The organism is Candidatus Micrarchaeota archaeon (genome assembly GCA_028866575.1).
GTDB lineage: Archaea > Micrarchaeota > Micrarchaeia > Micrarchaeales > Micrarchaeaceae > UBA12276.
The window spans coordinates 36297-50754 of record JAGWHU010000006.1; the positions used below are offsets into that span (position 1 = coordinate 36297).

Annotated in this window: 19 protein-coding genes and 1 tRNA gene; 4 read left to right on the plus strand and 16 right to left on the minus strand. The window is 51.1% G+C overall.

Annotated features, from left to right (window positions below):
• Window positions 1-53: 53 nt before the first annotated feature.
• The 11 genes from KGI06_04210 to KGI06_04260 all read right to left on the minus strand — a co-directional run bounded on the left by KGI06_04210 (window position 54) and on the right by KGI06_04260 (window position 6904).
• Window positions 54-656, minus strand: a complete 603-nt coding sequence (locus KGI06_04210) for a hypothetical protein (protein ID MDE1871413.1) — start codon at window positions 654-656, stop codon at window positions 54-56.
• A 122-nt stretch (window positions 657-778) separates the two neighbouring features.
• Window positions 779-1099: a winged helix-turn-helix transcriptional regulator gene (locus tag KGI06_04215; protein MDE1871414.1), complete on the minus strand. Its 321-nt coding sequence runs from the start codon at window positions 1097-1099 to the stop codon at window positions 779-781.
• A 13-nt stretch (window positions 1100-1112) separates the two neighbouring features.
• Entirely contained in the window at window positions 1113-1295 is a 183-nt protein-coding gene (locus KGI06_04220; GenBank protein ID MDE1871415.1) for a hypothetical protein, read from the minus strand.
• Window positions 1296-1493: 198 nt separating this feature from the next.
• Window positions 1494-1751, minus strand: coding sequence for a type II toxin-antitoxin system RelE/ParE family toxin (locus KGI06_04225; protein ID MDE1871416.1), 258 nt, complete (start codon window positions 1749-1751; stop codon window positions 1494-1496).
• A complete protein-coding gene (locus tag KGI06_04230) occupies window positions 1748-1981 on the minus strand; it encodes a hypothetical protein (protein ID MDE1871417.1) in 234 nt (77 codons plus the stop codon). Before KGI06_04230 ends, KGI06_04225 begins: the two co-directional genes overlap by 4 nt.
• 79 nt (window positions 1982-2060) lie before the next feature.
• Window positions 2061-2132, minus strand: a tRNA-Val gene (locus KGI06_04235).
• 3 nt (window positions 2133-2135) lie between these two features.
• Window positions 2136-3023 (minus strand): ribonuclease Z, encoded by an 888-nt coding sequence (gene rnz / locus KGI06_04240; GenBank protein ID MDE1871418.1) that lies wholly within the window; start codon window positions 3021-3023, stop codon window positions 2136-2138.
• Window positions 3020-4156: an NFACT family protein gene (locus KGI06_04245; protein MDE1871419.1), complete on the minus strand. Its 1137-nt coding sequence runs from the start codon at window positions 4154-4156 to the stop codon at window positions 3020-3022. The genes rnz and KGI06_04245 overlap by 4 nt, the downstream gene beginning before the upstream one ends.
• 2 nt (window positions 4157-4158) lie before the next feature.
• Window positions 4159-4953, minus strand: a complete 795-nt coding sequence (locus KGI06_04250; protein ID MDE1871420.1) for a geranylgeranylglyceryl/heptaprenylglyceryl phosphate synthase — start codon at window positions 4951-4953, stop codon at window positions 4159-4161.
• 15 nt (window positions 4954-4968) lie between these two features.
• Window positions 4969-6015 (minus strand): NAD(P)-dependent oxidoreductase, encoded by a 1047-nt coding sequence (locus tag KGI06_04255; protein ID MDE1871421.1) that lies wholly within the window; start codon window positions 6013-6015, stop codon window positions 4969-4971.
• A complete protein-coding gene (locus KGI06_04260; GenBank protein ID MDE1871422.1) occupies window positions 5984-6904 on the minus strand; it encodes a hypothetical protein in 921 nt (306 codons plus the stop codon). The genes KGI06_04255 and KGI06_04260 overlap by 32 nt, the downstream gene beginning before the upstream one ends.
• A 126-nt stretch (window positions 6905-7030) precedes the next feature.
• On the opposite strand from KGI06_04260, the gene KGI06_04265 reads away from it, so the two are divergent.
• Entirely contained in the window at window positions 7031-8068 is a 1038-nt protein-coding gene (locus tag KGI06_04265; GenBank protein MDE1871423.1) for a hypothetical protein, read from the plus strand.
• Window positions 8069-8099: 31 nt separating this feature from the next.
• Here KGI06_04265 and KGI06_04270 read toward each other — a convergent pair whose 3' ends face one another.
• From KGI06_04270 to KGI06_04285, 4 genes are read right to left on the minus strand one after another with little or no spacing between them, the layout of a single operon-like run.
• Entirely contained in the window at window positions 8100-9695 is a 1596-nt protein-coding gene (locus KGI06_04270; protein MDE1871424.1) for a hypothetical protein, read from the minus strand.
• Between the two features lie 56 nt (window positions 9696-9751).
• Window positions 9752-10495 (minus strand): endonuclease, encoded by a 744-nt coding sequence (locus tag KGI06_04275; protein ID MDE1871425.1) that lies wholly within the window; start codon window positions 10493-10495, stop codon window positions 9752-9754.
• The gene (locus tag KGI06_04280) at window positions 10432-10899 is read right to left on the minus strand and encodes a 50S ribosomal protein L11 (protein MDE1871426.1); all 468 of its coding nucleotides are present in this window, start codon (window positions 10897-10899) and stop codon (window positions 10432-10434) included. Before KGI06_04280 ends, KGI06_04275 begins: the two co-directional genes overlap by 64 nt.
• A gap of 4 nt (window positions 10900-10903) precedes the next feature.
• The gene (locus tag KGI06_04285; protein ID MDE1871427.1) at window positions 10904-11350 is read right to left on the minus strand and encodes a transcription elongation factor Spt5; all 447 of its coding nucleotides are present in this window, start codon (window positions 11348-11350) and stop codon (window positions 10904-10906) included.
• 157 nt (window positions 11351-11507) lie between these two features.
• Here KGI06_04285 and KGI06_04290 point away from each other — a divergent pair, with 157 nt between their 5' ends.
• Window positions 11508-12356, plus strand: coding sequence for a hypothetical protein (locus KGI06_04290; protein MDE1871428.1), 849 nt, complete (start codon window positions 11508-11510; stop codon window positions 12354-12356).
• Window position 12357: 1 nt separating this feature from the next.
• Here KGI06_04290 and KGI06_04295 read toward each other — a convergent pair whose 3' ends face one another.
• Window positions 12358-13200 (minus strand): hypothetical protein, encoded by an 843-nt coding sequence (locus tag KGI06_04295; protein ID MDE1871429.1) that lies wholly within the window; start codon window positions 13198-13200, stop codon window positions 12358-12360.
• 70 nt (window positions 13201-13270) lie between these two features.
• On the opposite strand from KGI06_04295, the gene KGI06_04300 reads away from it, so the two are divergent.
• Together KGI06_04300 and KGI06_04305 are read left to right on the plus strand one after the other, a co-directional pair.
• Window positions 13271-13996, plus strand: a complete 726-nt coding sequence (locus KGI06_04300) for a segregation/condensation protein A (protein MDE1871430.1) — start codon at window positions 13271-13273, stop codon at window positions 13994-13996.
• Window positions 13977-14441, plus strand: coding sequence for an SMC-Scp complex subunit ScpB (locus KGI06_04305; protein MDE1871431.1), 465 nt, complete (start codon window positions 13977-13979; stop codon window positions 14439-14441). Before KGI06_04300 ends, KGI06_04305 begins: the two co-directional genes overlap by 20 nt.
• Window positions 14442-14458 lie beyond the last annotated feature (17 nt).

Consider the following 14458-nt stretch of genomic DNA (forward strand, 5'->3'; position numbering starts at 1 on the left):
AAAACGGAAAACAATCATGCTCCCCAACTAACGATGGACCTGCTAGGCGTCTTTCAGTTTAGCCTAACTATCTTGTACAACGGATTTACCTTTGCTATGGAATCTATTACCCCTTTTAATTCAGGGTCCTTTTCGTTTGATCGCATGGCGTTTATCAGTCCATTCGAAAATTCGGTCCTTCGATCAAGCCATGTAGTCATAATGGATATAATCTGGGGCAATATTACTGCAGCCTTTATGTTCTTTTTGTCCTGGACATGCTCGGATTCAAGAATCCCGTTATAATTCATGACAAATGTGGCTATGGCACCCTTGTCATCGCACTGGTATTGGGCAATTAGCGGCTTGAGCGTTAGCCTCACGGTACTTTCGCTGAATTCATCGTACCTGATCCTTCCCATACCGAGCTTATCCCTCAGCACGAACATGTTCATCTCCAGTGGTTTAATGACCTCTTTCACCAGCCTGGACATCTCCTCCCTTGTTTCTTGATCCGGTATGTGGAATGCGCGCGCCAATTCCAACCCCTCGTCCTTCCTTAAGGCATGCGCGATAATGTATGCAGGTATACCGATCCTCATTATGGACCTATCGTCAAATTTTTTCCTAAGGAGGGATGCCGCCTCTTCGAGCTTGCCGTAACTTGTAGTTGCCATATTAACACGGTTTTATCACAGGTTCGTATGGCTTTTATAATATTTATATGTTTTTTTAAGGATTTTGAAAGGGATGCTATTAGCTTAAGGACATAGGTTTGCCCTCAGAATATGCGCGGTTATTATGGCTTGGATCTGCCCCTCTTGCCTGCCCTGCCCTTGAAGTAATGCTTCAGGTTGTGCAGCGGGTACGCCCAAAACGCATCAACGAACTCGAACAGCTCATTCATGCCATCGGCGTTGAGGGAGTAAATCCTTCGCTGACCCTCCCTGCGCTCTGTTATGAGCCCTGCATCCTTGAGGATCCTCAGGTGGGTGGACAGGGCCGGCATGGTGAAATTGAACTTTACGACAATCTCGCCAGGGCTCTTCTCGCCGTCTATCAGCATGAGCAAAACCTTTCTGCGGCTGTCATCGGCCAGTGCCTTCCATACGGTTCCCATTATGTCAACTATTTCATGTCAAAAAGGACAGCGCAATGAATACTGCGCTCAGCACTATCTCAAGCAATATGAGCGCTATCGGTATGGGGATCTTTGTGTGCTTTATTCCCTTCCTTTGCAGCCAGTAGGCCAGGACACTTGTCACCCAGGCTATCAGCAATCCAATCCCGACGCCCCGGAAATATGGGTTTCTCATGTTATCACGTTTGAATATTAACACAGAATGGGTTCCTATCCGGCTTCAGTCCTTCAGATCCCATAACATATTAATGATTAAATAAGTATTTAAATGTTTATGTAGTAATGTGCCCTTTCCGCTTGGCTGAATTGAACAACCATCCGCAGCAAGCCTGAAACGGGTCCGCGGTTCTGCTTAATCAAAGTTCGGTTCTGGTTACATCCTACCGTATACTTTGCTCCTATGTCCGACCCTCACGACAAATATCAGCATGTGGTTGGATTGTATATCCATTATCACCCTGTAATCCCCTATCCTCAAGCTGAACAGCGGCATGCCCTTTAGACGTTTTACGAATCTGAATGGATCATCCTTTATACCCTCCAATTTTCTTGATATTCGTGCTGCCGTCCTTCTGTCAATAGAACCAAGATTTTCTTTTGCAGTATCAGAGAGCTTTATTACATAGCTCATTTAATCCCTATATCTTTCTTTACTTCATCTAGGGAATAAACCTTGCCTTTCTTTATGTCGTCTAGAGATTTTTCTATGTCCCTTATCTCCTCTTTTGAAAGCGGCTCTTCGTCGATTGCCATGTTTGTGAGCCTTTCGATTACCGAGCCCATAGATTCATTCGGATATATCTTTAACATGTCTAGCTTCTTTTTTATGCTCTTTTTTACCTGAATTGTCGTGGTTTCCATAAATATTATATGTATATATAAGTACTTATAGTTTTCTATAAGCATTGATACATTCGATTCTAAGTTCGTTTCTCGTATATGGGCCCGCGGAGAATCGAACTCCGTATCTTCACGTTGTCAACGTGACGTCTTACCAATCGACTACGAGCCCCTGTCAAAGATTTATTACCATCCCGTCCTTTGCTATCTGCGTGTTCCTGAATACCTTCCTTGCCTCTTTTGCAAGCACCTCGGCATCCTTGTACCTTGCGCTCGGGTGAGTTATCACGAGCATTTTCGCCTTCGCCTTCCTCGCTATGTCCGCGGCCTCAATTGCCGTAGAATGGAAGCGCTCCTTGGCGAGATTGCTTTCCTTGTCGGAATACGTCGACTCGTGCACCAGTATGTCGGCATTACTCGCGGCGCTTATGGTGGCCTTCGTCGGCCTTGTATCCGTAGCATAAACTATCTTCCTTCCGATCTTCTTCGTGCTCACGTCACCGAGCCTTATTATCTTGTTGTTTATTTTTATGTGTTTCTTTTTCAGGAGCGTGCTGAACGTTTCTCCCTTCAATCCCAGGTTTTTTATCTTCGGCTTTATGAACCTCACGGTGTCGTTTTCCTTGAACACGAATCCGTATGTGCTTGCGGTATGCACCAGCCTGAATGCGCTTATGGAGAAATCCTTCCCTTTGTATATCTCCCCGCTCCTTACTTTCCTTATGATTATCCTGTAGTTTATTGTAGCCTTGTCGAATCCTATCAGCGTCTCGAGCGCCTTCTCCCCTCCCTCGGGTATGAATATCTCCAGCGGCTTCGTCCTGTTTGTCAGTGTCAATGTCCTTACGAGCCCCGCTATCCCTATCGTGTGGTCGCCGTGTATGTGCGTCAGGAATACAGCCCTGACCTTTGCTATGCTGACCGAGTGCTGCATCATCTGCCTCTGGGTCCCCTCCCCGCAGTCGAACATGAATATGTCTCCGTCATGGTAGATCGCTATGCTGGGCATGCCCCTCGCCTTCGTAGGCACTGATCCTGCTGTACCAAAGAATAGCAGCTTCATTTTTGATCACTGTCTTCAACACTGAGCGATACTGTCTTATCTTTCCTGTTTATGCTTATTATTCTTGCCCTGTCTGGCGTGTACACCGATTCCATTCCTGCGCTTCTGTCCTTCATCCTGCCCTTCAGCTCCTCTATCATCGAGTTGAGCTCGTGCATGTGGCCCATTATGTAGTCCCCGGCCTCCCTGCTCCGCAGCATGTCGCTGTCGATGCCTTCCAGTATCTTCTCCTGCTTGGCTATGCTGGCCAGTATCCTCTCCTCTTCCAGGTTGGCTTTCTCCTTCTGCATCGGCGCGTTGCTGTAGATGAAATCAAGGCATTCCTCAAGGGAATCGAACTGCCTTGTTTCCATTGAGGAGTATTTCCCGATGCTGCACAGCGAGAAATTCTCGGAAGCACCATTGCCCACATATGCGATGAACCTCGGGCGCTCAAGGCATTCCGACACTATCTCCAGCATGCTCTTCATTATCCTGCTTATTGTAGCTGGATCTGCATCGCCGATCCTTGACTTATTGTCTGCTTCTGCCCTTGCAAGCGCCTCCTCTATGTACATCTTCCCTATCCCTGTCCTTTTGGTAAGGTAGTTGAGCATCGTGAGCTCTTTCCCCGCATTTTCCATCTCCTTGGCTATCAGCTCAGCGTTCCCTTCCTGCGATATGTCAAGCGCAGGGTTTTCCGGAAGCCTGTAAACGGAGTTCGGCCTCACCCTCCTGTCCTTGAAATCGTGCACCCTGTACGCAAGGAGTATGTTCATATCATGGTTTACTACCACCATGTTGCCCTTTCCGAACATCTCCAGTATTATGCTTTCTTCCTCGCCTTTCCTCTCGAGCCTCAGCGCGATTATCCTGTCGTTGCCGAGTTGCTCAACCCTCTTTATGCGCGCGCCGCCTATCCTCTTCCTTGCTGCAATGGAGAAGTTGGTCGCGCTCTCCTTTATCTCTATTGTTTCCGTCCCGTTCAGCGAGTACGGCAGCAGGCACTGCAGGTTGGCCTTCTCGCCCTTCCTGCTCAGCTTCAGCCTGAACCTGTCCTTGTCCAATTCGTAGAACTGGTCTATGTAGAATCCCTCAATCCGCCTGAGCTCACCTGCAAGCCGCGTAAGCTCAAGCGTATACAGCTCGCGCATAACTATCGCATGAGTAGTTTCTTCTTCCTCCCCTCTTCCTTCGCTATCTTCGAGAAGAGCATCGCCCTCTTGTAGGCCTTAGCGGTGTCCTCGAACGCGGTCCCTATCTGCGCTATGTCGCCGCCGCTTGAATACACGCCGCGCAATTCATCCACTGTTGTTATTCCTCCGGCAACTATGTAGGGCACGCTTATGACTGACTTCACAGCCTTTATCATCTCCCTCGGCACAGGGCCAGATCCCTGCAGCTTCGGGTTCGATCCCGTGTCCGTTATTATGAACCTGTTGCCCAGGAATTCCCCAGACATCGCAAGCGCTGCGGCTATCTTTGGCTTTTCCCTAGGCACGAAGTTTGCATCGCCGACCCATCCTACAGTTCCCCCTGGATGCACTATTACGTATCCGACAGGCAGCGGCTCTATCCTGTATTTCTTTATCACCGGCGCCGCGAGCATCTGCGCCTGTGTTATCCAGTACGGGTTCCTTGCGTTGAGTAGCGACATGAAGTATATCGCATCGGAGTACTTCGTTATGGTTGCTATGTTTCCGGGGAACAGGACCAGAGGTATCTCTATTGCATCCTTTATGCCGCGCGCCACTTCGTCCAGCATCTCGCCCTGCGCGCCGGTGCTTCCGCCCAATAGTATCATGTCAGCGCCCCCCCTTGCGAGCTCCTTTGCGGTCCTTACGGCGCTGGACTCGTCCCTGAAGTCAACAGGGTCGATAAGGCTGAAGAGCATCGCGCCCTTCGATTCAAGCATCTCGTGTATGTACAACTCTACCTTTCCTATCTTCATCACTATCACTCAATATCAGTACTGCTCCAGGAACTCCTTCGCCAGCCTCTTTCCGGCAACGTCTATGTTAACCGAAGGCCTGAATCCCAGTTCCTTAGATATCCTCCTTATGCTCACGATCCTGTCGCTGGTCAAGAAATATAACTCCTCGGCATCTATGCCCCTTGCCCTTGCGCCTATCCTTGCAAGGAGCGGGTGTATACCCTTTGTCGGGGCCTCCGCATCGAGCATCTTTGCAGCCTTCTGGAACAGCTCCTTCTGCGTGTACGCAACCCCGTCCGTAAGGTTGTATGTCCTGTTGTTGCTTCCCTTCCCGGACCTCATCGCCCTGAGCATCGCGTCAACCACGTCCTTGACGTTTATCAGCGTGAGATGGTTTTCCCCTTTCCCCACGAACCTGAGCTTCCTCTCCTTTATGAGCCTGAATATGCGCATGAAGCTGGACTCGTAGTTTTCCCCGTAGACTACGCCTATGCGGAACACCGTGTACTTCATCTTCCTGTTCGCGGCTGCGAACGCCTTTATGACCTGCTCGGCCATGTACTTGCTTTCCGCGTATGCGCTTGAAGGCCTAGGGTCTGATTCCTCTGTAAGGGTTTCCCCCTCCCTCCTGTTCCCGTACACCGCGACGCTGCTTGCGTATATGACCTGCAGATTCCTCCCCTTGTTAGAGTCGCCGTACGCCTGCAGTATGCTCTCCGTTCCAACCACGTTAGTGGCTATCATCAGGTTGGTGTTCACCTTCTCGTTGCCGTACCTTTCCCTGTAGTTCCTTGTTGCGGCTGCAAGGTGGAACAGCACGTCAACGCCCCTGCAGGCATCCCGAAGCGCCCTCCTTGTGCCCTCGCCGGTCTCGCTTATGTCTATTGCGTATATGCTGGCGCCGGCAGGGAGATCCTTCCATTCATGGTGCTCGCTGGGCCTCTTCCTGAGTATGACCCTCACCTCGTAGCGCATGCGGAGCAGCTCGCTGACTAGCAGTCTTCCTATGCCGCTTGTCGCCCCTGTGACCAGAGCCACCCCCGCGCCCTTAACCCGCTTTGGAGCCTTCGTTTTCGACATTTGAACCAATGTTAGATCTCTCGCCGTTGAGCAGAGCCACGGCGATATTCCTTACCCTCCCTTCGGCAAGCCTGTTTATCAGATACGGGACCCAGTCCTTGCCATAGGGCACGTACACGCTCAGGTTAAGCTTGCTTTTCTGCAGCGCATTGAGCTTCTTCGCGCTGTAACCTAATGGAATCTCAAATATTAAATTCCTTTTGTAGTCCTTGCCCGATGCTATTATCCTGTTTATCAGCACAGGGTCGTTCTCCAGTATCGTGAGGTTCACCTTCCTGTCCATCAGCGCGTCAACGTATTCCTTGTATATCTTGAACTTGCTGATCTTCTCCTTGCGCCTGGCCTTGGCGCCCTCCTTTTCCTCGACCGGTGCGACAAGCTTCACCATATCCCTGGACGAAAGCCCCCTCGCTATCCTCGATGCGGCGTTGCCGCTTGTGTAATCCGGCCTGACCTCGACACCCAATGTATTGCAGTGTGCCCTGAACCTCCTGTAAACGTCCATTACGCCGTACCTGTTAGGGTATGTCTCGCTCTCCAGCCAGAGGCGCTGCCTGTAGGAGTTCGCAACAGTAAGTATGTCCCTGAGGTTCTTCTCCATTACTGCGTTGTCTATGCCGTAGCCTATCTGGCCCAGCCTTACTGAAACGCTCGAATCAAGGTGCAGCCTTGAGAGCTGCCTTATCGATTGCGTATAGGAATTGGTGTTGTACCTTGCCTTTGTCTGGTCCTCCACGTGATCGTTGAGGAATGTCACAGTGGCATGAAAACCCCTGCTGTTGAGATCCCTCACGACGTTAAGAACAGCGCCGCTTGTGGACCCTGCTATCCTTTTCCTTACCAGCCTGAACACAAGCTTTTTTATGATGTTGTTTTTTTGCTCTTCCAAATTAACCACTCACGCAGGCATGAAACGGCAGGCTTTTGGTTGGGCGTGTATGACGTGACACTAAAAATATTCCCATTAGGTATTTAATAACTTATCTGTTCTTTTATGTATGCTTTGGTTGAATGCATGGTAAAGAACTTCAAGGACCTGCCGCTTGACGCGCTTTTCAGCAAGCTGCACGGGCTGATGGTCAATCTGGTAAACGACATTGACAGCGTCATAGAGGACAACAAGGAAATAGGGATGGACGCGATAAAGGAGCTGCGCGACGAGATAAGCGGCAGGCCTGAAGGTAGTGATGGCGCAAAGGACAGCGACAGGCTGCTCAAGATACTAAACCTATTCTCGGAGGACAAGGCCGTCATAGAGATAATAAGGGAGGACGCTGAGGAGTGGCTGGAGCTGCTTGATGCGATAGAGAACAGCATAAAGAGCCAGGGAGCAACTCTCACCCCTGATGATCTCCAGGAGATAAATGCAATAAAGCAGCTGAAGACGGAGGTGAAGCACCTCGTAAGGACAGAGGACATGGCGATAAGCACAGTGCCATTCCAGACTGACAGGCTCAACGCGCTCAAGAGGAAAAGGGGAGCACTCAACGTTGCAATCGTGTGCTTCGGGTTCGTTGCGGCGTTGCTCCTGTACAGCATAGTGGTGTATTCAGAGCACCACATAGGGGTGCATTTCATAGTGGTCATGGGCGCGCTTGCAACCATACTCACGTGCATTGTCTTCGTTGCCGATTCAGCGAACAGCAGCATGATGATAAGGAAGATGGAAAAGGGCATAAAGAAATCCGAGAAGCAGAAGGGAAGGGACCTGCTCGTGCTTGACCTAATCACGAATTCGAAGTCGTTCATCGACAGGGAAGTGGAGATAAGCGCAACAGTAAGGGGAGTGCTCTACAGCGGCAAGGGACAGCCAGCAGGGAAGGGGAGGGTTAACATCTACATAGAGGACGGCTCCGGCCCCTGGTGGTACAACAACAAGGTGCTCGTATCTCTTGACCCGGAAAGGTTCAGCTTCTCCACGATAGAGCTGTTCAGGAGGCTCAGGAGGGGTGATGGAGTAATAATAAAAGGAATATTCAGGAAGAGCGCTGAGAGCAGCGGCAGAAAACCCTCCTATTACATAGATGCCTACCAGGTGTCACTCGTAGCATAGATTCAGGTGCAGGAAAATTGCAGCTTCGTGATCATTCCTTTTTTTCTTTGTCCTTCTTGCCTGTGCTGATCCTTTTCTTCAAATCCCTTAGCTCATCGGCAAGCGAAAGCGAGTTGTTGCCAACCGCGTTCCCTGTGCTCTCCCATGGGTACACTGTTATCTTGGATACCACTTTAGGCGCAAAGTGCCTGCCTTTGTCGTCAACGACCGCAGTCTTGATGGGCTTGCCCACCTTGAGCTCCTCATCCCCCAATGGTATCCTGTAGCCTATTCCCTTTCCTTCAACGCTAAGTATGTCCACCATCGAGTTCCCGCTCCCTGCCATCACATACGTCTTCCCGTCATCTGTCTCGATCTTTACTCCCTTAAGCTTGCCGTTGAGCAGGTCCCCTGTCTTCGCCCTGATTACCCCGTACCCTTTTCCCATCCCCATTTCATGCAGGTACTGGTACCTTTTCTGCGCCTCTGCAACCGTCGCGTTGTCAACAACTGAACCAGCCTCAGCCTGCTTCGGATTGCCGGGTTTTGCGTTATCCAATAAGGTATCGGCAACCCTTTCCGCTGCTGCTTTCTGGGCCTCTGCCATTTTCCTCCCAGAGCTTTCCCCGATACCCTCGCCTTTCTCGAAATCGAACAGCGACGGAGGCGGCGAAATGACCCCGTTGCCTTTGCCCATCGTGCCTTCCGGCGGCGGTGGCGTAGTCACATTCTCCCTTTCCCTGCCTGCAAGCATGTGTCCCCTGTATGCCGAGAGCGAGAACCTGTACATGTGCGCCCAAAGGCTGTCGTTTCCGGAATAGTCCCTTTCATCCGTTTTTTTCTTCAGGTTGCTGTAGTGTATCGTGTTCATCTCGTTGTAATTGTTGTAGAAGCTCGTCATCCCGAACCTAACGTCGCGCGGTATGACCTGCCTCCAGTGCTTCATCGTCTTGTGCAGCACAGCCTCAGCCTCCTCCCTGTTCCTCTTCAGCATCTCCTCCAGCTCCTGCATCGACGCCTCGGTGCCGTCTCTCTTCCTGTAGTTTCCTGATTTTATCCTGTCGTTGTGGTCCATCAGGTAAACGAGGTATTTCCTTGCATTGGCGGGGTTCTTGAACTCCTCCCTTTCCTCAGTTTCCTTGAATTCCCTTTCCGAGAAATAGCCATTCTTCTCGAATATGCCGACGAAAATTGGCATGTAGTAGTTGACATGGTGGGCGAGCGACTCCCTGGCTATGTTCCTCGCCTCATACGCTGACAGGTTTTCCTTCGAGGTCCTTTCGATTAGGCCCTTTGCGGTTTCGCTGTCTATCGTGTCCGTCTTCTCCAGCCATATCTTGTGCACCTCCTGCCACAGCTTCACAGCTGTTGCGAGCTCGCTTTTCTCGTCAACGTCCTTTATGAGACTTTCTATCCTGTTCTTTTGCTCCAGGCTGAGCCCGGCCCATTTTGCAAATCCGTTGCTCTCGTTGTATTTGACCCCGTTCCTGGTGTATTCCTCGCCGTAGTAATAGTCCTTTATCGTGTCTACCCAGTCCCTCTCTATCTTGTTTATGACTGGTATGTTGCTCTTCCTGTATATCCTCTCCTTGCCCTCGTTCCCGGCGCTGGTTTCCTTGCCCTCGCCGCTCTTCTCCTTTGTAACCATGGAATCGCTATGAGAATTAGTGCCTATTTAGATATTTATAACTTGCATTTGCGCATCTATGCCCCATTTTTCCTGCTTATTCCTGTGCTGCACATGTCCCTTAAGGGGCACCTGCCGCACAACGGGTCCCTTTTCCTGCAGTAGTTCTTCCCCAATTCTACGAACTGCGCATGGAAATCCTTGTACAGGTCAAGCCTTCTTTTTACCGACCGCTCGAAATACTCCTGAAGCCTGTCGTACTCTATGTCCTCGGGCATTTCCGGGTTTATCCTGTGCATGGCCCTTTTCGTATACGCGTCTATCACGAATGCAGGCTTGTTCGCAGCATACAATACTATGGAATCCGCAGTTTCCTTGCCTATGCCGCTGTACGACAGCAGCGCCTCGCGCAATGCCCTCTTTTCCAGAATAAGCAATCCTTTCAGGCTCCCGTACTCGCCAACTATGGACCTGCACAGGTTCCTGAGCCTTCTCGCCTTCTGCCTGTAGTATCCGCTGGGCCTTATGAGCCTCTCCAATTCGCCTATGCGCGCATCTGCTATCCTTTCCATTGATAGGCATCCGGCATCCCTGAGGTTTGCGATCGCTTTCTCCACGTTCTTCCATGTTGTCTGCTGGGTGAGCACCGCGCCTATGAAAACCTCAGAAGGAGTTTCCCCGGGCCACCATCCCCTGTGGCCAAAGTGCCCTCTAAGGGTATTGTATATCAGGATGGGATCTGCGGCTTTAGCTGCGATTACAGCTTCAGCTCCCCTGTCTTTATCTTTCGTATGGTTTCCCTTGGGCTCTCGCCTTCGCATGTGACCCCCATGCTGTTGCAGGTGCCCAGCACCTGGTTGACCCTCTGGCCCATTGAATTGCCGTAGATCTTGGCCTCCTTAGCAGTTGCTATCTTCTTCACCTGCTCGAGGGTTATGTTGCCTACTATCTGGCCCTTCTCCTTAGCCCCCGCCTGTATCCCCAATTCTTTGAGTATCAGCGCGCTGGTTGGCGGCGCCCCTATCTCAACCCTGTAAGACTTGGTTGCGGTATCAACGTGCACCTTGACAGGTATCTTTATGCCTGCATACTGCTTGGTCTTCTCGTTAATCTCGCCCACTATGGCGCCTATGTTTACGCCAAGCGGACCCAGGGCGGGCCCGAACGGAGGCCCTGATGTTGCCTTTCCACCCTCAACCAATCCAGCTATCGTCGTCTCTCCCATAATATCATGCCTTGTTTGCCTTTTGTATCACTTTTGCGGTGTTCATCTTTGTTGTTATCGGTATGGGCACAACCACGTCCATCAGCTCCACGGTTATGTCATCCTTCAGGTCATCGACCTTCAGGACGCGTGCCTTGTACCCCTTGAACGGCCCGGTTGTGAATTCAACGGTATCGCCCTTCTCTATGCCAACGGCATGGCTCCTTACCTCTATCAGCTTGTTTACCTCCGCCTCGCTGAGCGACTTGGGCAATACCCCCCTTATGCTCCTGCCCTTGGTGACGAACTGCCTCGCGGATACCTCGTCCTCAGCCTCTAGTATTATGTAGCCCTTCACGCCCTCAACAACTATTATGGAGTATATGGGCATGTCCACCTTGGATATCTTGTTCTGCAGGATGTTTGCAGCAATCCTCTCCTGGCCGGATGTTACCTTCACGACAAAGTACAATTGAATCACTAGTTAACATTGTTAATATGTCCGATCGTATATATTACGCGCCCTACCATTTGCGCAGGGCGATGTCGGGCAGCCGAAGCTATGTGTTTTTTAACACTAGATATTAAGCATGCAAAGCATATAAAACTTATTGGTGGGTTCCTTGAACATGGATGGTGCGCCAAAGACGAGAAAGTCGTTCGAGACGGAGCTGGAGCGCAGCATAGGCAGGGCCGAGATGGCAAAGCTATCCAGGGGATATGACCTGCTAGGCAATATCGCGATAATAGACTTTGCCGGCGGCATCAGAGACTGCAGGAAGATAGCGGCTGCGCTGATGAGGCATAACAAGAGCATAAGCACCGTTCTTGCAAAGGCCGGCGCGGTTTCCGGGAGGTACAGGATCAGGAAGCTCAAGTACGTTGCAGGCAAGAGGAATTACATGGCAGTGCACAGGGAAAACAACTGCACCTTCAGGTTCGACGTGAGGAAGGTCTATTTCTCGAACAGGCTGTCCTTCGAGCGATCGAGGATAATCAAGCTGGTCAGGGAAAACGAGAACGTAATGGTGATGTTCGCAGGTACCGGGCCGTTCGCGATAGAGATAGCGAAGTCCGTAAAGGGCACGAGAGTAGTAGCCATAGAGCTCAACAAGTCGGCATACGTACACATGCTTGAGAACATAGCGCTGAACAAAACGCCGAACGTGGATGCTATACTAGGGGATGTGAAGAGGGTGTGCGGCAAGTACAGGTCATTCGCAGACAGGATAATAATGCCGCTGCCCATGTCGAGCACCGATTACCTTGACTGCGTAGCTGCAGTGGCAAAAAGGCGCGCGAGCGTGCACATCTACGCGCTCGCATCTATAAGCAGCGGCGGCGAGGACGTGAAAAAAATAGTTAGGGGGCACGCGCTTGCAAACAACTACAAGGTAAGGTTTACCGGCATCAGGACTGTCAGGCCATATTCGAGCAAGCAGGCAGAGATGGTTCTTGATTACAGCATTAGCAAATAGGCTATTTCCTCAAATCGGCCGGTGCTTCGCCAGCCCTTGTATGCTCCCTATGTTTTCGCCTGATGCTCCCGTATCCGTATGCCTGCATGCTTTGCGGCACCTTCTTTACTATGCTCTGCAGGTCTTCGTAGGAGAGGAACTTGGTTGCGACCCTTGCCGCATCTCCGGACAATCCGGATTTCATCAGGTTCGACACTACCTTCGATGACATCTCCTTAATGCCATCGCCTGACAATCCAAAGTTTCCGCTATCCCTTACGATGAGCATGACGCCGATGCATGCATCTGTGCAGGTGGCCCTGCTGTCCCTGTCGCTTTTCATGCTTTCGAGGTAGCGCACCAGCCCGGAAGAAACGCATTCAGCCCTCTTGTGATCGTTGAACCCGAACATACGCGTTGCGTCTGCAACTGTTGCAATGAGCCTTTCCGCATTCTTAGCGCCATCATGGTTGCTTTCTTGTATTTCACCGGCTGCGAGCACCACAAGCTTCGTCGCTCCCTTTGATATGGACCTTGCAACCAGGCTCTCAGGAAGGCAGAACGCATTGGGCACGAGCCTAGCCTTGCCCAGATCGCACCTTTCCACTAGGCAGGCCAGCCCGTCGGATGCGGATGACCTCACTTCCTTGTGCGACAGCCTGCGCTCGCGCATCCTCATTTCTGCGGACTTCAGGTCACCCTCTCCTATCATGCGCTTGATGTCGTTCAGAACGTCGATGAGCATGCGCTTGTCCTCCCTTGCCCTTATGTGCGGCCTTATCATCGAGAGCGCCTGCTGCTCGGTAAGCGCGGATTCCTTTACCTTTCCGTCCTGCAACCTTGGCAGCTTATATATCACATCCATCAATGAACCCCGAATGCAGTATAATCGCGATTCAGATATAAATAAATATGTAGCTTTCGTATAGAATCTAATGACCAGTGGAGCTGAGGTTACCGCATTCGGCAGTGGGTTGAATCTCCAGGAATTCGTGAAGAACGCGACGTGGCGAGAGCTGCTCATGGAGCTTGTCGACACGAACAGGCTGGACCCGTGGGACATAGACATAGCAAAGGTTGTTGACAGCTACATAGCTGCTGTAAGGAAGATGCAGATAATGGACCTGCACATACCAGCAAACATAATGCTTGCATCTTCAATACTGCTGCGCATGAAGAGCGAAACGGTGAACATCCTGCACGAGGAGGAGACGCTTGAGCCCGAGGAGGAATTGCAGACGTTCAGGACAATACCAGATGTGCCGATGCTCGTGCCCAGGCTGAGGCTGCAGCCGAAGAGGAAGATAACTTTGGGGGAGCTCATGGACGCACTTGGCGACGCGATGAAGGTCACGGAGAAAAGGCAGTCTGTGGTAAGGCAGCGGGCGGAGCCGATAAACCTTGTAATAGAACGGGAGGACATAGACGAGAAGATGCACGGCACTCTGAACCTCGTCAGGGAAAGCATGGACCGCGAGGGCATCACGACATTCGCCATGCTTTCGAAGGGGTACAGCTCCATCGAGAGCATACTGCTGGGGCTGTTCGTGCCGCTGCTCTTCCTTGCGCACAGGGGGGACGTGACGTTGATGCAGGACGAGTTCTTCAAAGAAATATTCGTAAAGCTGAACGGCGATTCAGATGGAAAAGGAAAGCAGTGATCAAAAGAAGACGATAGAGGCTGCTCTGTTCGTCTCAGGAAGGGCGATGGAAGTCAGCGAGATAGCAGATATCGTCGGCATAGGCTCTGTCGGGCACGTCAAGAAGATGCTGGACGAATTGATGGATGATTACCAGAAGAGGGACAGCTCCCTCATGATATCAAAGGTAGGGGAGAAGTACACCCTCGGCATAAGGAACGAGTACGCAAACAGGGTGAACTCGCTTGCAGGATCTCCGGACATATCAAAGGGCTCGCTCAGGATACTCGCTTACATAAGCAAGAACGAGCCGGTGATGCAGAACGCTGTTGTAAAGGCCTTCGGGAGCTCCACATACGACCACATGAAGGAGCTGGTGGAAAAGGAATTCGTGAAGACGATAAGGATAGGGCGTACCAAGAGGATAGAGACGACAGGCAAGTTCAAGGAATACTTCAGCCTTTGAGCTCCCTAGCAAACTAT